Here is a 19,010-nt window from a genome sequence, read left to right on the forward strand (position 1 = left end):
ACAGCTCAGTGGAGCTTGTCCTCGAACAATGTCTCGATCGGATCGTAGCGTTTGATGATCGGCGATTTGATCACGATGAAGCTGAAATATTTCTCGATGCCGAAGCCGCCTTCGAGGATTTCCTCGATGACGCCTTGATAATGCGCGACATCGCGGGTCATGAACTTCAGCAGATAATCATAGCCGCCGCTGACGAGATGGCATTCGATGATCTCGTCGACGTTGCGCGCGCGCTGCTCGAACTTCGAGAAGTCCTGAGTGCGATGGTCCTTCAGCGTGACCTGCGTGAAAACGGTGAGCGTCGACCCGAGTTTCGCCAGTTCGATATGCGCGCCATAGCCGGTGATATAGCCGGCCTTTTCCAGCCGCTTCACCCGAGAGAGGCATGGGCTGGGCGACAGGCCGACGGCATCGGCCAGGTCGACATTCGTGATCCGGCCGTTGCGCTGAAGCTGCGCGAGGATCTTGAAATCCAGCCGGTCGAGTTTCGGACCAAGGGTCATGACAGAATCTTCTGCTGCATCGTTCCTATGTGCAAGGCATTAAGCAAGGACCTGCCGCACCTCAGGCTGATCGACGACCTCGTCAAGCGTCTGGCGCAGCCGAGTCAGGAGGATATCCATCTCCGCCTCGGTACAGCTGAGCGCGGGCGCGAGCCCGATGGTGCCGTCCGCGAAGGCGCGGAAGATGATGCCGTTGCGGTAACCGGCGGTCGTCAGGCGATCCGAAATCTGAGTCGCCGGATCGAAACGGGTCTTGCCTGCCTTGTCGCGGACCAGTTCGAGCCCCGCCAGCATGCCCGCAGCGCGGATATCGCCGACCAGCGGATGATCGCCGAGTGCCTGCAGGCCGGCGAGCAGCTGCGGCGCGCGCGCCTGGCCATTGGCGAGGATGCCGCCCTGAAGATACAGGCTCAGTACTTCGAGCGCGACCGCGGCGCTGACCGGGTGGCCCGAATAGGTGAAGCCGTGGCCGATCGGCAAGTGATTGTCGGGGCCATCGGCGATCCCGGCATAGACATCCTCGCTCATCAGCACCGCGCCCATCGGTGCGTAGCCGGCGGTCAGGCCCTTCGCGATCGTCATCAGGTCGGGCGAAACACCTTCGGTCTCGCACGCGAACAGCGGCCCGGTACGCCCGAAGCCGGTGATGACCTCGTCGACGACGAAGAGGATATCGAGCTCCCGGCATGTCTCCCGGATCGCTTTCAGCCAGCCGCGCGGCGGCACGATCACGCCGGCCGATCCCTGCACCGGTTCAGCGAAAAAGGCAGCGACATTCTCGGCCCCGATTTCCTCCACCTTGGCGCGGAGCTGGGCGACCGAAAGATCGATCACCGCCCGCGGATCGTCGCCGACCGGGCTGCGATAGGGATAGGGCGCCGGAATATGGTGCTGCCAGAAACGCGGCAGGTCGAACTGGCGGTGGAAGGCCGGGAGGCCCGTGATTCCGGCGCCATTGCTCGAAGAGCCGTGATAGCCCTTGTCGAGCGCGATCATGTGCTTCTTGGTCGGCCGTCCGGTGGCGTTGAAATAATGGGTGATGAAGCGGATCGCCGAATCCACCGCATCCGACCCGCCAAGCGTGAAATAGACCCTGTTCAGGCCGGGCGGCGACAGTTCCGCCAGCCGCTCGGCGAGCCGGATCGTGGGCTCGCTGGCAAAGGAGAAATAGCCGGTCGCATAGGGTAGCTGGCGCATCTGCTCGGCGGCTGCGGCCACCACGCTCTCCTGGCCATAGCCGATATTGACGCACCACAGGCCGGCAAAGGCGTCCAGCAAACGGTGCCCTTCACTGTCGGTGAGGTACATGCCGTCACCGCGCGTGAGGATGGTCGCGCCGCGTTTTTCATGCGCCCGATAGGCGCTCACCGGATGGATGAGATGGTTGCGATCGCTTTCGATAAGGGAGTTCGACTGCATGGGCCCGCCTTGAAATTGTTGGACCCATCATAGCGGTCGCCACCAACGGCAGAGGCCGATCGACCCGTCGGCGACAGCCACCTCTGCCGTAGTCGCGAGGAGCACGGCATAATCTGCCGAGAGCTTCCGGGTCAGCCGATCGTGTCGGCGATCGCCTTGCCGCACTCGGCGGTCGAGGCCGAGCCGGCCAGATCCCGGGTCCGGCCGGCGGCGTCGACCAGCACCTTCTCGATTCCGCGCACGATCGCGGCAGCGGCCTCACCTTCGCCCAGATGCTCCAGCATCATCGCGGCCGACCAGATCTGGCCAACGGGATTGGCGATTCCCTGGCCGGCGATGTCGGGGGCCGAACCATGGACCGGTTCGAACAGCGAGGGCACCGAGCGGTCGGGATTGATGTTGCCGCAGGGTGCGATGCCGATCGTGCCCGTGCAGGCCGGCCCCAGATCCGACAGGATGTCGCCGAACAGGTTGGACGCGACGACCACATCGAACCGGTCGGGGTTCATCACGAACTGTGCAGCGAGGATGTCGATATGATATTTATCGGTGCGGACGTCCGGATAGGCCTTTGCCATCTCCTCGACCCGCCCGTCCCACCACGGCATGGTGATGGCGATGCCGTTCGACTTGGTGGCTGAAGTGAGGTGCCGCTTCGGCCGCTGCTGCGCGAGATCGAACGCGTAGCGCAGGATCCGGTCGGTGCCGTGACGGGTCATCACCGTCTCCTGCATGACGATCTCCCGGGATGTGCCCGGGAAGGCGATGCCCCCGATCGCCGAATATTCACCCTCGGTATTCTCGCGCACGACCATGAAATCGATGTCGCCCGGCTTGCGGCCGGCAAGCGGGCAGGGGACCCCCGGCATCAACCGGACCGGGCGCAGATTCACATATTGATCATATTCGCGACGGAACTGGATCAGCGAACCCCATAGGGAGACGTGATCCGGCACGGTGTCAGGCCAGCCGACCGCGCCGAAGAAAATCGCGTCGACGTCACCGATCCGGGCCTTCCAGTCCTCCGGCATCATCATGCCGTGGCGGGCATAATAGTCGCAGCAGGCAAAGTCGTGCCATTGCTGCTCAACCGTGAAGCCGCCCGCTTTCGCGGCCGCCTCGAGCGCACGGATGCCCTCGGGCATTACCTCGTTGCCGATGCCGTCGCCGGGGATGACGGCGATGCGATAGTGGCGCTTGCCCGTCATGCCTGCTCTCTCTCACGATTGTTGAGCTTGAGGCCGCCCCAGTGGAACGCCTTGAGCTCCAGATATTCCTCGATGCCCTCGCGGCCGCCCTCGCGCCCGAGCCCGGACGCCTTGATCCCGCCGAACGGGGCCATCTCCATGGCGATCGCCCCGGTATTGAGGGCAACCATGCCGAACTCAAGCGCCTCGCCGACCCGCCAGGCACGGTGGAGGTCGTCAGTATAGAAATAGCTCGCCAGCCCGAACGGTGTGGCGTTGGCGAGCATCACCGCTTCCTCTTCGTCGCGAAAGCGGAAGACGGGCGCGACCGGGCCGAAGGTTTCCTCGCTGGCGAGCCGCATATCGGGCGTGGCGCCGGTCAGGAGCACCGGGGAGGAGAAGCATGCGCCCCGTGCCGCGTCGGCCGGAGTGGCGACGATCGTCGCCCCTCTGGCCAACGCATCGTCGACATGGGCAGCGACCTTGGCGGTCGCGGCCTCGTTGATCAACGGACCGATCGTGGTGCCGTTCCATCGGCCGTCCCCGACCTTCAGCGCACGAACAGCCTCACCGAGTCGAGTGACGAAGCGATCATGGATGCCGTCCTGGACCAGGATGCGATTGGCGCAGACGCAGGTCTGCCCGGCATTGCGGAACTTGCTGATCATTGCGCCGGCCACCGCCAGCTCGATATCGGCATCGTCGAACACGATGAAAGGTGCGTTGCCGCCGAGCTCCAGGCTGAGCCGCTTCAGCGTGTCCGAGGATTGGCGCATCAGCAGCGCGCCGACACGGGTTGAGCCGGTGAAGGACAATTTGCGGACCGCGGGGCTGGCGGTCAGCACGCCTCCGACGCCTTCCGGGAGGCCGGTGATGATATTGACCACGCCCGCCGGCACGCCCGCGCGTTCGGCAAGGGCGACAAGCGCCAAGGCTGAAAAAGGGGTGAGTTCGGAAGGCTTCACCACCACCGTACAGCCTGCCGCGAGCGCGGGCGCGATCTTGCGGGTGATCATCGCGGCGGGGAAGTTCCAGGGCGTGATGATCGCACAGACCCCGACCGGCTCCTTGGTCACCAGGATACGGCGGTCCGGCGTCGGCGCAGGAATATCGTGGCCCGAAACGCGCCGTCCTTCGGCCGCGAACCATTTTACGAACGAGGCGGCATAGCGAATCTCGCCTTCCGCCTCGGCGAGCGGCTTACCCTGCTCGGCGGTCATGATCCGCGCAAGATCAGGGGCGGCGGCGAGCATGAGATCGTGCCAGCGTTCGAGGATGGTCGCCCGCTCGTCCGCGGTGCGCCGTTTCCAGCCCGCCAGCGCGGCGGAAGCTGCGTCGATGGCGGCCCCAGCATCCGCGGCATCGCAACTCGGCACGGTGCCGATAACGAGGCCGGTCGCCGGATCGGCGACATCCAGCGTGGCACCGGAGGCAGCCGCTTGCCAGCGACCGCCGATCAGCACGGATTCGACGAAGAGCGCCGAGTCCTCGATCTCCGGGATGCGGGGCATCAGCACAGCGCCTGGCTGGCGATCGCAAAGGAGCGCAGGTTTCCGGTCGGAACCGGTGCGCGCCCGCGCACCATCGTGACGACGCGGCCGACGCGGATGATGCCGAGATTCTCCAGCCATTCACCGAGCTTGGTGCCGCCGACGATATCAAGGCGGGTGAACTCGCCGCTGCGCATGCCGAGCCATTGGGCGATGAGCGCCTTGGCCCGCTCGAGGTCCGGCGCCACGACCGGGCCGATCACATAACCGCGCCCGAATCGCCTGAACAGCGCAAACCCGGTGAGCTCGCCCTCGCGATCGAGCACCAGGCCGTGCCCCTTCACCAGCAGGGCTGCGATCGCTTCGGGGCGATGCAGGCCGGTCGCCGCCTCGACCAGCGCATCGACTCGTTCGTCGTCGCTCGCGCCGAGCGGCCTGATGCGTTCACCTGCCTCGAGCGGCACCAGCGGCGCCGAGAAGGATGCGCCCTGATGCTGGAGGATCTCGGAGATGCCGTTAAAGCCCAGCTTGCGATAGAGCGGCAGGCCGTCCTCGGTTGCGTTGAGGATCACGCTGCGGTCGCCGATCCGCTCCAGCGCCGCCTCCATGATGATGCGCCCCAGCCCGGCGCCGCGATGGGTACGCGCGACGATGACGATGCCGAGCGACGTCATGTCCTCGCCGCAGGGCCACCACATGGTGGTCGCGACGATCTTTCCGCCCATCTCGGCGACCAGTCCGGAGCCAAGCGCCAGCATGCTCGAGAGATCCTCGCTGCGATGCGGCCATTGCTCGGCTTTGGATAGAGCATGCACCGCGGCCACGTCGTGGTCCGACATGGGCCGCAGCTGAAGCCGGTTGTCCGGCAGACTGGCCATCCGAGAATCTCCTTCAGGTGCTTGCACGATCATGCTGTCCTTGTTCGTCATGACAATGCTCTAGACGCTGGCGCCAAGCATTCGCTGCTGCGGACCGCCACCTCGGCATGGTATTCCATCGGAAAGCCGGCACGATCCGCAACTTCCTGCCGATATTTATGCTCTAGCTTCTCGAGACAGGTTTCCACGCGGCAAGGAATGGGCGGAGTTGGCACGGGTCATCGTCATCGGCGCAGGTGTGGTCGGCCTCTCGGCAGCGCGCGCGGCGGCCAGGGGTGGCCATGAGGTGGTGCTGATCGAGCGCGGCCCGATCCCGAATCCGCATCAGGCCTCCTGGGATTCGCACCGGATGATCCGCTATCATTATGGCGCGGCGGCCGGATACACCCGCATGGTAACCGAAGCCTTCGCCGCGTGGGACCGGCTCTGGGTGGAAATCGGCGCGACTCATTTCGTCGACACCGGCGCCATCGCCATCGCCGAGACGGAAGGGGACTATGTCCACCGCACGCTCGCTGCGTTCCGTGAGGTCGGGCTGCCGCACCGGGTGCTCGATCGCGCCGAGACCGCGAAGCTCTGCCCCCAATACAAGCTCCTGCCGCAGTCCTTCGGGGTCATGGCCGGGCCCGGCGGCCCGCTGTTCGCCGATCGCATCGTCAGGGATCTGGCGCGCCTGGTCGAAACCCTGGGTGTCACGATGATGCCGGAAGCCGAGGTGGTCGCGATCGATCCGGGCACGGCCGCGGCGACTCTTGCCGACGGCACCCATATCCGTGGCGACTCAATGATCGTCTCGACCGGCGCCTGGTGCGGCGGGTTGTGGCCGTCCTTTGCCGGTCTTCCCGTGATCCGACAGGCATTATGCTATGTCGAACCGCCCGCGACTTATGCCGGGGCCTGGAACGAGGGACCCGCGCTCGTCGCGTTCGGGGACAATGGCGGCTACACACTTCCCGGGGTCGAGGGCACGCAGCTCAAATTCGGCTATGGCGCGCACCGTCGCCCGGGCCGGCCGGACGAGGAGGGCTGGGCGGGCAAGCCGGGCGAGGAGAAGGATATCCTCGCAGGCTTTGGCCGCTTCGTGCACGATATCGACCAGTACCGGCCGCTGCGCCTTCAGATCGGCTATTATACCATGGACGCGACCCGTGAATTCCATGTCGAAACCGAGGGGCGGACCATCGCCGTTGGCAATTGCGATGGTCAGATGTTCAAGTTCGGCCCGCTGATGGGCGAAAAGCTGATCGCCTCCGTCGAGGGACGGCTCAGCGCTACCGACCTGAAGAACTGGGCCGCGGGCCGGTGAGCGGTTGGGACGGCAATCCCTGCCGTTTGCCGCGCGAGATTGGCACGACGCGCCTTGCCCGAAGCCGCTTCGAGGGGGACAATGCCGACCGGCGGGCCGACAACATCCCGATATCGGTTTTGCCGGGGCAGCGAATTTCTTGACGACGCTCGAATCCTATTGGCTGGAGACCGCCCCCCGCTTCGCCGGTGGGGCCGCCGATCCGTTGCCGGCGCGCGCCGACTGCGTCGTCATCGGCGGCGGATTCACCGGACTGGCCGCCGCGCGCGCGCTGGCGATGGCGGGGGCCAATGTCGTGCTGCTGGAGGCAGGGCAGATTGCGTGCGAAGCCTCGGGGCGCAATGGTGGCCAGTGCAACAACGGGCTGGCGGGCGATCTCGGCGCGCTGGCGGCCCGGCTCGGCATGGAGCGCGCATCAGCCCTTTATCGTGCCTTTGACGAGGCGGTGGATCGGGTCGAGGCGATCGTCGCCGAGGAAGGCATTGCCTGCGATTTCGTCCGCAACGGCAAGCTCAAGCTGGCGGACAAGCCGGAACATGGCGCCAAGCTGGCGCGCGCCGCTGAAGTGCTGGCGCGCGAGGTGGAGCCGGATCTTCGCCTCCTCTCGCGGGCTGAGCTGGCCTCGGAGATCGGATCGGATGCCTTTTACGGCGGTATCGTCTTTCCGCGCAGCGCCTCGCTTCACATGGGGCGCTTCGCTGCCGGTCTCGCCGCCGCCGCCGCCCGTCACGGTGCACGGCTTTTTGAGCAGGCCGGCGTCACGGCGCTCGATCGCCTCGGCGGCCGGTACCGGATCACCTGCGCGCGCGGCGTGATCGAGGCTGATCAGCTATTGCTCGCCACCGGCGCGTCGATGCGCGGACCCTTCGGCTGGCTGCGCCGCCGGATAGTTCCGATCGGCAGCTTTATCATCGCCACGGCGCCGCTCGGGCGCGAAGCGGCGGCGCGGGCGATGCCGGGCCGCCGCAACTGCACGACCACGCGCAATGTCGGCAATTTCTTCCGCCTCACCGCTGACGATCGGCTCATCTTCGGCGGCCGCGCTCGCTTCGCGCTGTCGAGCCCGAGCAGCGATCTCAAGAGCGGGGAAATCCTGCGCGCCGGTCTGGAGCGCGTCTTTCCGGCGCTGCGCGATACGCCGATCGATTATACCTGGGGCGGTATCGTCGACATGACCATGGACCGGCTGCCGCGGGCGGGCGAGCGTAACGGCCTGTATTTCGCCGCCGGCTTCAGCGGCCACGGCACCCAGATGTCGGTGCTGATGGGTGAACGCATGGCCCGCGTGATGGGCGGCGACGCGTCAGCAAATCCCTTGGCCGGGCTCGACTGGCCTGCCATCCCCGGTCATGTCGGGCCGCCCTGGTTCCTGCCCATCGTCGGTGCCTATTATCGCTACCAGGACTGGCGGCATTGAGCCGCGAGCCGGCCTCTGGTCCCGACCGGCGGGATTTCCTGCGCCTGGCGACGACGGCCGCGCTGGCGGGGGTGACGGGCGCCTGCAGCTTCCCCAAGGCGCGGCCGCCGGTGAAGGGCGGGCGGCTACGGGTCGCGACCGCCGCGAGTTCGACCGCCGACACGCTCGACCCGGCCAAGCAAGCGGTGGTCATGGACTATTGCCGCGGCAACATGTTCTATGATGGCCTGACGAGGCTCGACGAGCATCAGCGGGCGGTGCCTGCACTTGCCGAGGCGATCGACACCAGGGACGCCAGGACCTGGACGCTCAAGCTCCGCCGCAATGTCCATTTCCATGATGGTAGGCCGCTCACCCCGGCCGATGTGGTCTTCTCGCTCCGGCGTCACCACGATCCGGCCCTCGGTTCCAAGGCCCGGGTCTTCGCCGAGCAAATTGCGGCGGTCGAGGCATTCGGCTCCGATGCAGTCCGGATCACGTTGACCGGCCCCAATGCGGACCTGCCGGTGATCCTCGGCATCTCCCAGCTCCAGATCGTGCGCGCCGGCACCACGGATTTCAGGATCGCCAACGGCACGGGCCCATTCCGTTGCGCCGAATTCAACCCCGGCGTTCGTTCGATCGCGGCCCGCAACGAGGAATATTGGCGCGGGCCGGTTCGGCTCGGCGAGGTCGAGCTTTTCTCGATCGCCGACGACAGCGCCCGGATCAACGCGTTGCTCTCGGGCGATGTCGATCTCATCAACGAGATGAATCCCCGTATCGCGAAGCGGATCATGGGGCAGGGGTTCGGCGTGCTCGAGACCCGGTCGGGCGGCTATACCGACCTCGTCATGCGTCTCGACCAGGTGCCGGGCCGCAGTCGGGATTTCGTCGCCGGCATGAAGGCGTTGATGGATCGCGAGACGATGCGCAACGCCATCTTTCGCGGCTATGCCGCCATCGCCAACGATCACCCGATACCGCAGACCAGCCCGTATTTCGCCTCGGACCTGCCGCAGCGGCCGTTCGACCCGGAACGGGCTCGCTTCCATTTCAAGCGCGCGGGGCTGGCAGGCGCGACGATCCCGATCGTTACCTCGACAGCGGCGATGAAGTCGGACGACATGGCGGTGCTGATGCAGGACGCGGCCCGTGCCGCCGGCATCGCGCTCGACATCCGGCGCGTTCCCGCCGACGGCTATTGGACGCAGAGCTGGATGAAGGTGCCGGTGGGCTTCGGCAATGTGAACCCGCGCCCCACCGCTGATATCATCTTCACCCAGTTCTTCTCCTCCACCGCACCGTGGAACGAATCCGGCTGGTTCAACCCGCGTTTCGACAAGCTGCTGCTGGAAGCGCGCGGCGACACGGACGAGGCGCGACGCCGCGCCATCTATGGCGAGATGCAACGGATGGTCCACGACCAGGCCGGGATCGGCATTCCGCTCTTCATCAGCACGCTCGATGCCTACAGCCCGAGACTGAAGGGGCTGAAAGCAATGCCTCAGGGCGGCATGATGGGCTTCGATTTCGCGGCCCATGTCTGGCTGGACGACGCCTGATGGCTGGCAGGAAGCTCTGGCGCCTGATCGCGCGGCGCATCTTCTCGGCAGTGGGCACATTGCTGCTTGTCTCGCTCGCAGTCTTCGGCCTGTCGCTTCTGATGGGGGGCGATGCCGCCGAGGCGATCCTGGGGCAGAGCGCCACGCCCGAGGCGCTCGCCGGCCTCCGTATCGCCATGCATCTCGATCAGCCGGCCCCTGTCCGCTACCTTTCCTGGCTTGGCGGGCTGCTGACCGGCAACCCGGGCGAGTCCCTGGTGACCGGGCTCCCCGTCGCAGAGATGATCGGACCCCGGCTGGCGAGCTCGATGCTGCTCGCGGGTCTGACCGCTCTGGTATCGGTTCCCGTCGCGCTGTTCCTCGGCATCGCCGCCGCCGTGAAGCGGGGGTCGCTGCTCGACCGGATCGTCAGCCTCGTCACGATCGGCATCGTGTCGGTACCGGAATTCCTGATCGCGACGCTGGCGGTAATGCTGTTCGCGGTGACATTGCACTGGCTGCCGGCACTTTCCTCGACGCGGGATGTGGATTCGGTCTGGGCGTTGACGCGGGTGTTCGCCATGCCGGTGATCAGCCTCGCCTGCGTCGTGATCGCGCAGATGGTGCGCATGACCCGCGCCGCGGTGATCGACGCGCTCGACAGCTCCTATGCCGAGGCGGCGCGCCTCAAGGGCGTGTCGCCGATCCGCCTCGTACTCCGCCATGCGCTGCCCAACGCGATCGGCGCCATCGCCAATGCAGTGGCGCTCAGCCTGTCGGTACTGCTCGGCGGCGTGATCGTCGTCGAGATCATCTTCAACTATCCCGGCGTCGCCCGCCTGATGGTCGATGCGGTCGCGACCCGCGACATGCCGCTCGTCCAGACGGTGGCGATGATCTTCAGCGCCTTCTATCTCGTCCTCGTCACGTCAGCCGACATCGTCGCCATCCTATCCAATCCGAGGCTGCGGCACCGATGAGCGGCAGTGAAAGCTCCAAGCCATCACATCGTCGGCTGGCGATCAGCGGGCTCGTCGGACTGGCCCTTGTCGCCTTCTGGGTTCTGATCGCGGCGATCGGGCCGATGCTGGCGCCGCATGATGTCGGCGCAGTTGTCGATCTCGACGTGTTCAGTCCCGCCAGCACCAGCTTTCCGCTGGGTACCGACTATCTCGGCCGCGACATGCTGAGCCGCGTGCTCTCGGCCGCGCGCTACACGGTCGCGATATCCTTCATCGCAACCGTGATCGCCGCCGCCACGGGCGTGCTGCTCGGGCTTGCCGCAGCCAGCGGCGGGTGGATCGATGCAGTGCTCAGTCGCCTGTTCGACACGGTGATCGCGATTCCGAGCCTGATGTTCGGGCTCGTCGTCATCACCTCGCTTGGTGCCTCCGTGCCGGTGCTGATCGGCACGTTGGCGGTGATCTACATGCCCGGAGCCTTCAGAACGGCGCGGGCGCTGGCGCTCAACGTGGCCATGCTCGATTTCGTGACGGTTGCGCGCGCGCGCGGCGAGCGCCTTCCCTATATCGTCGTGCGCGAGATCCTGCCCAACGTCACCGGGCCGCTCGCTGCCGATTTCGGGCTGCGTTTCGTCTATGTCGCCCTGCTTCTCAGTGGCCTCAGCTTCCTCGGCCTCGGCCTGCAGCCGCCCAATGCCGACCTTGGCGCGCTGGTGCGCGAGAATATCGCGGGCCTTGCCTTCGGAGCGCCCGCTGTCCTGTTTCCGGCGGTCGCGATCGCCTCGCTCACGATCGGGGTGAACATGCTGATCGATGCGCTGCCCGGCCGCCGCCGGCAAGGAGCGCGGTGATGGCCCCGCTCGCCCGCATCGACGGACTGACCGTCATCGCGCGCGCTGAGGACGGTCGCGACGTGCCGATCGTCAGCGACGTGAGCCTGTCCGTGGCCCCCGGCGAAGTACTGGCGTTGATTGGTGAATCCGGCTCCGGCAAGACCACGATTGCGCTCGCGCTGCTTGGCTATACCCGGGGCGGTTGCCGGATATCGAGCGGTGAGATCGAGGTCGCCGGCCACCGGCTGGATCAGCTGGATGAACCAGCGCTGCGGGCGATCCGCGGCCGCACTGTCTCCTATGTGGCGCAAAGCGCAGCGGCCGCTTTCAATCCGATGCTGCCGATCATGCGCCAGGTGATCGAACCCGCCCTGATTCATGGCTGCATGGGTCGCGCTGCCGCCGAAACCAAGGCGAAGCATCTGTTCCGCGCGCTGGCGCTGCCCGACCCGGAAGGCGTAGGCGATCGCTATCCGCACCAGGTCTCCGGCGGCCAGCTTCAGCGCCTGATGGCGGCGATGGCGTTGATTACCGACCCCCAGTTGGTGGTTTTCGACGAGCCCACCACCGCCCTCGACGTGACCACCCAGATCGAAGTGCTGAAGGCATTCAAGAAGGTCGTCCGCGAGCTCGGCACCACCGCCGTCTATGTGAGCCATGATCTCGCGGTCGTCGCGCAGATCGCCGACCGGATCGTCGTGCTGCGCGACGGCGCGATCCAGGAGATGGGCAGCACCGGCGACATCCTGTTCAGGCCCGGCCATGCCTATAGCCGCCAACTGGTCGCGGCCGCCGCACCCCGGGCTTCCGCCGTATCAGTCCAACGCGCCGCGCGTGGCGCCGGCGATGCGCCGCTGCTCGAGGTGCGGAATATTGTCGCGGGCTATGGTGGCGTCGATCGAGAGGGGCAGCCGCGCATGCGTATCCTGAGCGACATCAGCCTGACCATCGCACGGGGACAGGTCCTCGGCGTCATCGGCGAATCCGGGAGCGGAAAGAGCACGCTGGCGCGCGTCGTCGCGGGCCTGCATGCGCCGGCGTCGGGACAGGTGATCCTGTCGGGCGTGCCGCTCGCAGGCGGCATCGCGCATCGACGGCGCGAGGAACTACGGCGCATCCAGCTCGTCTTCCAGAACGCCGACACCGCGCTGAACCCGGCAACGTCGGTGGCGCGCACGCTGGGGCGCCCGCTCACCTTCTTTCACGGCCTGCGGGGAAAGGAACTCAAGGCGGAAGTTTCGCGGCTGCTCGATCTGGTCCGCCTTCCGGCGCAGCTTGCCGATCGACTGCCAGGCGAGCTTTCGGGCGGCCAGAAGCAGCGCGTCAACCTCGCCCGCGCACTTGCTGCACGGCCCGATCTGCTGCTTTGCGACGAGGTCACATCGGCGCTCGATCCGGTAGTGGCGGAGGCGGTGCTCGACCTGTTGATCGAGCTTCGCCGCGAACTCGGCCTTGCCTATATGTTCATCAGCCATGACCTGGGAACCGTTCGCGCGATTGCCGACGAAACGCTGATTCTCTATGGCGGCGCGACGATGGAAATGGCCGATCGCGAGAGCCTCGCGTCCAAGCCGCACCACCCCTATGCCCGGTTGCTCATGGCTTCCGTGCCGAAGCTTCAGCAAGGCTGGCTGGAGGAGGTCGGCGACCTGTTCGGGGCAGGCCGCGCAGTGCCCGGGCCGGTTGGCGCCGGATGCCGCTTCTTCTCGCGCTGCGCGTTGGCGCGCGCTGGCCAATGCGACCTCGATGCCCCGCCGCCACAGGTCCATGAGGGCAGGGTGATTGCCTGTCATCGCAGCATTGACGAACTGATCGCGACTCAGGGCTGAGGGCAAGCTGATCGCTGGGCCATACCCAGCCGTCGACCTGAAACGGCAGTTTATCCCGGGCGAAACCCCTGATTCGTCACGATCAGGTTTCACGAGCCTCCAAAACGGGGCCAAGCTGCGTCCGGAAGCCGGTTAAACTCTGCATTCGAGAAACGCGGGCAGCATGTCCGTTCGGCACGGGAGGGCAGCATCATGGCGAGCTTGGCCAGGGACGATCAGGTCGCGATAGCGCCGGGGGCCGCCGACGGGGCGGTTCCGCGGTCGACGACACGCCTGATGAGCATCGACGCGCTGCGTGGTCTCGTCATGGTGATCATGCTGCTAGACCATGTGCGCGAAACCTGGTTCCTGCACCTTCAAGTCAGCGATCCGATGGATGCGCGGACGATCATGCCGGCACTGTTCTTCACCCGCCTGACCAGCACGGTCTGCGCGCCGGTGTTCGTCGCGCTGACCGGTCTTTCAGCCTATCTCTATGGCCGCAAGCATACGAAAGCCGAGACATCCGAGTTCCTGCTCAGCCGGGGCCTGTTCCTGATGTTCCTCGAGCTGACCTTTGTCGGCTTTGCCTGGTCCGCCAAATTCCCGCCGCAGACCCTATGGCTCCAGGTGATCTGGGCCATCGGTGTCAGCATGATTGCGCTCGCAGCGCTCCTCCATCTGCCGCGCAAGGCGCTGATCACGGTCGGCCTTGTCATCGTGTGCGGCCACAACCTGCTCGACGGCATCGTGCTGGCGCCTGGTGATGCTTACTATGTGCCTTGGGCGATGCTCCACCAGCGCGGGGTGTTCGAGGTTGCGGGCATCACCGTAAAGACCACCTATCCGGTGATCCCCTGGATCGGCGTGATCGCGCTGGGCTATGGGCTGGGGCCGTGGTTTTCGAGCCTCGCTCCGGCGGAGCGGCAGCGCCGATTGCTGCGGCTCGGCTTCGGCATGATCGCCGCCTTCTTCGTGCTGCGCGCGCTCAACATCTATGGCGACAAGCCCTGGTTCGTCGTGCCGGGCGAGCCGCTGCGGACCGTGATGAGCTTCCTCGCGCTGACCAAATACCCGCCGTCGCTTTTGTTCCTGCTGCCGACCCTGGGTCTGGGTGCGGTTGCGCTCAGCCAGTTCGAGCGGCTGGAGGGCGGCAATCTTTCACGCTGGCTGTCGATCCTCGGCGGCGCCCCGATGTTCTTCTATCTGTTGCATCTCTATGTGCTCAAGGCCTGCTATCTGGTCGCTCTCGGCATCTGGGGGCCGAACAAGGGCGCCGTGTTCGGCGTCGATCATCTCTACGTCGTGTGGCTGTGGTACGCCGCGCTGATCGTGCCGCTCTATTTCCCGACGCGGTGGTTCTCGAACCTGAAGAAGAGGCGCAAGGATATCTGGTGGCTGAAATATCTGTGAGCACGGGCCGCTTCCGTCGCGTCGCCGAGACGGCGCGCCGGCCGATCATGATCGAGGTCGATGGCGCGCCGGTCGCCGCGCTGGAGGGTGACAGCCTGCTCGTTGCCGTTCTGGCCACTGGGCGGACTCTGCGCTCGTCGGAATTCGGCGACGGCGAGCGTGCAGGGTTCTGCCTGATGGGAGCCTGCCAGGATTGCTGGATGTGGACGGCCGATGGCGCACGCCTGCGCGCCTGCACCACGCCGGCTGCCGATGGCATTCGGGTCGTCACCAAGCCTGTCGGGGAGGCACTGTGGCCGATCCCCGCCTGATCATTGTCGGTGCCGGTCCAGCCGGCGTTCGCGCCGCCGAGACGTTGGTCGCGGCGGGCCTAAGGCCGGTTGTCATCGATGAGAGTGGCGCTGCCGGCGGTCAGATCTATCGCCGCCAGCCCGCCGGTTTCTCCAGGACGTATGAAGTCCTTTACGGTTCGGACGCGCCCAAGGCGAGGGCGCTCCACGCCGGCTTCGACGTCCTTCGCGACCGGGTCGACTATCGGCCCGACAGCCTTGCCTGGAACCTGCGCGACAAGCTGCTGCATGTGGCGCGTGCGGGCGTGTCGACGGCATTGCCGTTCGACGCCCTGATCCTCGCGACCGGCGCCACCGACCGGCTTCTGCCGATCCGGGGCTGGAACCTGCCCGGCTGCTACAGCCTTGGCGGAGCCCAGATCGCGCTCAAGGCGCAGGCCTGCAGCATTGGCGCGCGGCCAGTCTTTGTCGGCACCGGGCCGCTCCTCTATCTGGTGGCTTCTCAATATCTGAAGGCCGGGGTCGCGGTCGCCGGCATCCTCGACACCGCACCCGTGGCTGCGTCGATCAGGGCGATCCCCGACCTCGCCGTCCGCCCCGGCCTGATGGCGCGCGGCATTCTCCTTCAGGCGAAGCTCCGCATGGCGGGCGTGCCGATCGAGCACGGGGTTCATCCCCTTGCGATCGAAGGAAAGGACGAGGCCATGGCGGTCCTGTACCGCACCACGTCCGGTGCGGAACGCCGGATTGCGTGCGATGCGGTGGGCATCGGCTTCCACCTGCGGTCCGAGACCCAGCTCGCCGATCTTGCCGGCTGCGACTTTCTGTTCGACCGATCCACCGGCCATTGGGCGCCGCGGACTGATGGCGAATGCCGCACGTCGCAAGCAGGCATCTATACGGCGGGTGACGGCGCGCGCATCCTGGGGGGGGATGCCGCAGAAGCATCGGGGCGGCTCGCGGCGATGGCGGCCCTTGCCGATCTCGGCTGGCCGGTCGACCGGGCGGCGATGGCGACGCTGAAGCGCGACCTGAGGCGTTTCGACCGCTTCCGGCGCGGCCTCGCCACCGCCTTCCCCTGGCCGGCGGACCTCGCGCGACAGGTCGAGGACGATATCATCGTCTGTCGCTGCGAGGCGGTGACGGCAGGGCAGCTTCGTGAGGCTGCGGGCGCGAAGAACGCGCCCGAGCTCAACCGCGCCAAGGCGCTTTCCCGGGTCGGCATGGGCCGGTGTCAGGGACGCTACTGCAGCTCGGCAGCGGCGGAGATACTCGCCGCTGCGCGCGCCGCCGATCTTGCCGATGTCGGCAGGCTGCGCGGGCAGGCGCCCGTCAAGCCGCTGTCGTTGGCGACCGTCGTGGAGGCCGAAGCGTGAGCGGTACCGCGGATGTGATCATCGTCGGCGGCGGGATCATGGGAGCATCGGCTGCCTTCTTCCTCCGCCGGCACGGCAAGTCGGTCATCCTGCTGGAGCGCGATCTTGTCGGACAGGCGGCGAGCGGCACCAATTTCGGCAATGTGCGCCGACAGGGTCGCTATCTGCATCAGCTTTCGCTTTCGAACCGGGCACTCGACATCTGGACGCGCCTGCCGGGGCTGATCGGGGAGGATTGCGAATTCGTGCAACGCGGCCATCTGCGCGTCTGCTATACCGATGAGCAGGCCGGGAAGCTCGAAACCTATGCCCGTGATGCGCGGGACTATGGCCTCGACCTGGAGATGATGTCCGGCAACGCGCTACGCGCCCGCTTTCCCTATCTCGGCCGCGAACTCGTCGCGGGGTGCTTCGATCCCCAGGGCGGTCACGCGAACCCGCGCCTGACGGCCCCCGCCATCGCGCGCGCCGCGATGCGCGCCGGCGCACAGGTCGAGGAAGGTGCCGAAGTCGTCGGCATTGCCAGGGGGAGCGAGGATTTCGTCGTTGAAGTGCGCAATCGAGCGATCTTTCGCGCCCCTGTCCTGCTGGTGACGGCGGGCGCCTGGGGCGGAAAGCTGTCAGCGCAATTTGGCGAGCCCGTCCCGATCCAGATCCACGGACCGCAAATGGCGGTCACCGAGCCGTTGCCCTACCGGATGGGGCCGTCCTTCGGCGTCTCGACGTCGCATGTGTTCGAGACCGTCTATTTCCGCCAGGTCGAGCGCGGCAACGTCGTTATCGGCGGCGGCACGCGCGGCCCTGCCTCCAATGACACCAACCGCGCTGCCGTTCTGCCCGAGAATATTCTCGGCCAGATGGAACAGCTACGCCGTGTCATACCGGGTATCGCCGCCGCGAGCATCATCCGCGTCTGGAGCGGCGTCGAAAGCTATTTCCCGGACGATATACCGGTGATGGGGCCCAGCGCCACGACGCCAGGCCTGTATTACGCCTTCGGCTTCTGCGGGGCCGGATTCCAGATTGGTCCGGGCGTCGGCGACGTGATGGCGGAACTGATTGCCACCGGCGCCACGACGACGCCGATCGCGCCCTATTCGATCTCTCGCTTCGCCGTCACACGGGGGCCCAGCGCGGCACAGATATCCAAAAGGCGATGATTCATGACGGCCGACAAGACGACACAATTCTATATTGACGGTCAGTGGCGGGACGGTTCCGTCGCGGCGACGATAGCGACCATCGATCCCAGCTCGGAAGAAATTACCGGCCATATCGCGGCGGGCGGATCCACGGACGTCGATCTCGCCGTAGCGGCGGCCCGGCGCGCGTTCGAGGCCTTCTCGCGCACGTCCGTGGAGGAACGGCTGGCCTTGCTGGGCCGCATTCTGGAGCTGATTGAGCAGCGAGCCGAAGAATTTGCCGAGGCGCTGGTCATGGAAATGGGCGCAGCGATCAGCTTTGCCCGCGCGTCGCAGGTCCCGTTCGCGGCAGCGCATGTGCGGGTGCAGATGGAGGTGCTGCGGCGCTACCAGTTCCTGACGCTCGATGGCACCACCGCCACGGCAAAGGAGCCGATCGGCGTCTGCGCGCTCATCACGCCGTGGAACTGGCCGCTTTACCAGATCACGGCAAAGGTCGCGCCGGCGATTGCAGCGGGCTGCACCGTCGTGCTCAAACCAAGCGAGCTTTCCCCCTATAGCGCACTGCTGTTCGCGCAGGTCATGCATGACGCTGGCGTGCCGCCTGGCGTGTTCAACCTGATCAACGGTACGGGCGAAGCGGTGGGCGCCGTGCTCGCTGCCCATCCCGATGTCGACATGATCTCAATCACGGGGTCGACGCGTGCCGGTGTGCTGGTGGCGCAGGCGGCGGCCGCGACCGTGAAGCGGGTGGTGCAGGAACTCGGCGGAAAGTCGCCCAATCTGTTCCTGGACGATGCGGATTTCGAGCAGGCTGTCGCCAAGGGTGTGTTGACGGGCATGCGCAACGTGGGTCAGTCGTGCAGCGCGCCGACCCGGATGCTGGTACCGGCGGCGCGACTCGCCGAAGTCGAGGCGCTGGCGGCCGAAGCGGCAGCCGGCATTCGTGTCGGAGACCCCCGGGACGTCGACACGATGATGGGTCCGATCGCCAACGCCGCGCAGTTCGAGCGGGTACAGGCGATGATCAAGGCCGGCATCGATGATGGCGCGAAGCTGGTCTGCGGGGGGCTCGGACGGCCGGAAGGCCTTGATCGCGGCTTCTTCGTGCGCCCGACGATCTTCTCCGAGGTGACCTCCGACATGCGGATCGCGCGCGAAGAGATTTTCGGCCCGGTGCTCTCGATCATGCCCTATCGCGACGAGGAGGAAGCGATCGCGATCGCCAACGATACCATCTATGGCCTCGGATCGCATCTCCAGTCCCGCGACACCGAACGGGCGCGGCGGGTCGCGGCGCAGATCCGCGCAGGCCAGGTGCATATCAACTATCCGGCATGGGACGGCGAAGCGGCGTTCGGCGGCTACAAGCGCTCGGGTAACGGGCGCGAATATGGCGTCCACGGCCTGGAGGAGTATCTCGAGACCAAGGCGATCATCGGCTATTAGGTAACTGGCGTGTC

At 66.3% G+C, this 19,010-nt stretch carries 16 protein-coding genes; 11 read left to right on the forward strand and 5 right to left on the reverse strand.

Annotated elements, in window-relative coordinates:
- Positions 1-5: 5 nt before the first annotated feature.
- The 5 genes from ABD050_RS27735 to ABD050_RS27755 form a co-directional block, all read right to left on the reverse strand.
- Positions 6-503, reverse strand: a complete 498-nt coding sequence (locus ABD050_RS27735) for an Lrp/AsnC family transcriptional regulator (protein WP_343892820.1) — start codon at positions 501-503, stop codon at positions 6-8.
- Between the two features lie 39 nt (positions 504-542).
- Positions 543-1,922 (reverse strand): aminotransferase class III-fold pyridoxal phosphate-dependent enzyme, encoded by a 1,380-nt coding sequence (locus ABD050_RS27740; RefSeq protein ID WP_343892822.1) that lies wholly within the window; start codon positions 1,920-1,922, stop codon positions 543-545.
- 131 nt (positions 1,923-2,053) lie between these two features.
- Positions 2,054-3,130, reverse strand: coding sequence for a tartrate dehydrogenase (locus tag ABD050_RS27745; protein ID WP_343892823.1), 1,077 nt, complete (start codon positions 3,128-3,130; stop codon positions 2,054-2,056).
- On the reverse strand, positions 3,127-4,620 hold the full coding sequence (locus ABD050_RS27750) for an NAD-dependent succinate-semialdehyde dehydrogenase (RefSeq protein WP_343892824.1): 1,494 nt from the start codon (positions 4,618-4,620) through the stop codon (positions 3,127-3,129). Before ABD050_RS27750 ends, ABD050_RS27745 begins: the two co-directional genes overlap by 4 nt.
- The gene (locus ABD050_RS27755) at positions 4,620-5,477 is read right to left on the reverse strand and encodes a GNAT family N-acetyltransferase (protein WP_343892825.1); all 858 of its coding nucleotides are present in this window, start codon (positions 5,475-5,477) and stop codon (positions 4,620-4,622) included. Before ABD050_RS27755 ends, ABD050_RS27750 begins: the two co-directional genes overlap by 1 nt.
- A gap of 208 nt (positions 5,478-5,685) precedes the next feature.
- On the opposite strand from ABD050_RS27755, the gene ABD050_RS27760 reads away from it, so the two are divergent.
- From ABD050_RS27760 to ABD050_RS27810, 11 genes are all read left to right on the forward strand, one after another.
- Positions 5,686-6,783 (forward strand): NAD(P)/FAD-dependent oxidoreductase, encoded by a 1,098-nt coding sequence (locus tag ABD050_RS27760; RefSeq protein WP_343892826.1) that lies wholly within the window; start codon positions 5,686-5,688, stop codon positions 6,781-6,783.
- A gap of 139 nt (positions 6,784-6,922) precedes the next feature.
- Positions 6,923-8,200, forward strand: coding sequence for an NAD(P)/FAD-dependent oxidoreductase (locus ABD050_RS27765; RefSeq protein WP_343892827.1), 1,278 nt, complete (start codon positions 6,923-6,925; stop codon positions 8,198-8,200).
- Positions 8,197-9,744, forward strand: a complete 1,548-nt coding sequence (locus ABD050_RS27770; protein WP_343892828.1) for an ABC transporter substrate-binding protein — start codon at positions 8,197-8,199, stop codon at positions 9,742-9,744. The genes ABD050_RS27765 and ABD050_RS27770 overlap by 4 nt, the downstream gene beginning before the upstream one ends.
- Entirely contained in the window at positions 9,744-10,703 is a 960-nt protein-coding gene (locus tag ABD050_RS27775; RefSeq protein WP_343892829.1) for an ABC transporter permease, read from the forward strand. The genes ABD050_RS27770 and ABD050_RS27775 overlap by 1 nt, the downstream gene beginning before the upstream one ends.
- Positions 10,700-11,536 carry an ABC transporter permease gene (locus tag ABD050_RS27780; protein ID WP_343892830.1) on the forward strand — a complete coding sequence of 279 codons (837 nt, stop codon included), beginning with the start codon at positions 10,700-10,702 and terminating at the stop codon, positions 11,534-11,536. Before ABD050_RS27775 ends, ABD050_RS27780 begins: the two co-directional genes overlap by 4 nt.
- The gene (locus ABD050_RS27785; RefSeq protein WP_343892832.1) at positions 11,536-13,347 is read left to right on the forward strand and encodes an ABC transporter ATP-binding protein; all 1,812 of its coding nucleotides are present in this window, start codon (positions 11,536-11,538) and stop codon (positions 13,345-13,347) included. Before ABD050_RS27780 ends, ABD050_RS27785 begins: the two co-directional genes overlap by 1 nt.
- A gap of 192 nt (positions 13,348-13,539) precedes the next feature.
- Complete coding sequence (locus tag ABD050_RS27790) at positions 13,540-14,739, forward strand: acetyltransferase domain-containing protein (protein WP_343892833.1); 1,200 nt, start codon at positions 13,540-13,542, stop codon at positions 14,737-14,739.
- Positions 14,721-15,050 carry a (2Fe-2S)-binding protein gene (locus ABD050_RS27795; RefSeq protein ID WP_343892834.1) on the forward strand — a complete coding sequence of 110 codons (330 nt, stop codon included), beginning with the start codon at positions 14,721-14,723 and terminating at the stop codon, positions 15,048-15,050. Before ABD050_RS27790 ends, ABD050_RS27795 begins: the two co-directional genes overlap by 19 nt.
- A complete protein-coding gene (locus ABD050_RS27800) occupies positions 15,032-16,405 on the forward strand; it encodes an FAD/NAD(P)-dependent oxidoreductase (protein WP_343892836.1) in 1,374 nt (457 codons plus the stop codon). The genes ABD050_RS27795 and ABD050_RS27800 overlap by 19 nt, the downstream gene beginning before the upstream one ends.
- Complete coding sequence (locus ABD050_RS27805; RefSeq protein ID WP_343892837.1) at positions 16,402-17,565, forward strand: NAD(P)/FAD-dependent oxidoreductase; 1,164 nt, start codon at positions 16,402-16,404, stop codon at positions 17,563-17,565. Before ABD050_RS27800 ends, ABD050_RS27805 begins: the two co-directional genes overlap by 4 nt.
- 3 nt (positions 17,566-17,568) lie before the next feature.
- Positions 17,569-18,996 carry an aldehyde dehydrogenase family protein gene (locus ABD050_RS27810; protein WP_343892838.1) on the forward strand — a complete coding sequence of 476 codons (1,428 nt, stop codon included), beginning with the start codon at positions 17,569-17,571 and terminating at the stop codon, positions 18,994-18,996.
- The last annotated feature ends 14 nt before the right edge of the window (positions 18,997-19,010 follow it).

The sequence above is a fragment of the Sphingomonas oligophenolica genome, assembly GCF_039522915.1.
Lineage (GTDB): Bacteria > Pseudomonadota > Alphaproteobacteria > Sphingomonadales > Sphingomonadaceae > Sphingomonas > Sphingomonas oligophenolica.

Coding starts and splice junctions, on each gene's coding strand:
- ABD050_RS27735 (WP_343892820.1), bottom strand. CDS start 503: ATGACCCTTGGTCCGAAACTCGACCGGCTGGATTTCAAGATCCTCGCG.
- ABD050_RS27740 (WP_343892822.1), bottom strand. CDS start 1,922: ATGCAGTCGAACTCCCTTATCGAAAGCGATCGCAACCATCTCATCCAT.
- ABD050_RS27745 (WP_343892823.1), bottom strand. CDS start 3,130: ATGACGGGCAAGCGCCACTATCGCATCGCCGTCATCCCCGGCGACGGC.
- ABD050_RS27750 (WP_343892824.1), bottom strand. CDS start 4,620: ATGCCCCGCATCCCGGAGATCGAGGACTCGGCGCTCTTCGTCGAATCC.
- ABD050_RS27755 (WP_343892825.1), bottom strand. CDS start 5,477: ATGGCCAGTCTGCCGGACAACCGGCTTCAGCTGCGGCCCATGTCGGAC.
- ABD050_RS27775 (WP_343892829.1), top strand. CDS start 9,744: ATGGCTGGCAGGAAGCTCTGGCGCCTGATCGCGCGGCGCATCTTCTCG.
- ABD050_RS27780 (WP_343892830.1), top strand. CDS start 10,700: ATGAGCGGCAGTGAAAGCTCCAAGCCATCACATCGTCGGCTGGCGATC.
- ABD050_RS27785 (WP_343892832.1), top strand. CDS start 11,536: ATGGCCCCGCTCGCCCGCATCGACGGACTGACCGTCATCGCGCGCGCT.
- ABD050_RS27790 (WP_343892833.1), top strand. CDS start 13,540: ATGGCGAGCTTGGCCAGGGACGATCAGGTCGCGATAGCGCCGGGGGCC.
- ABD050_RS27810 (WP_343892838.1), top strand. CDS start 17,569: ATGACGGCCGACAAGACGACACAATTCTATATTGACGGTCAGTGGCGG.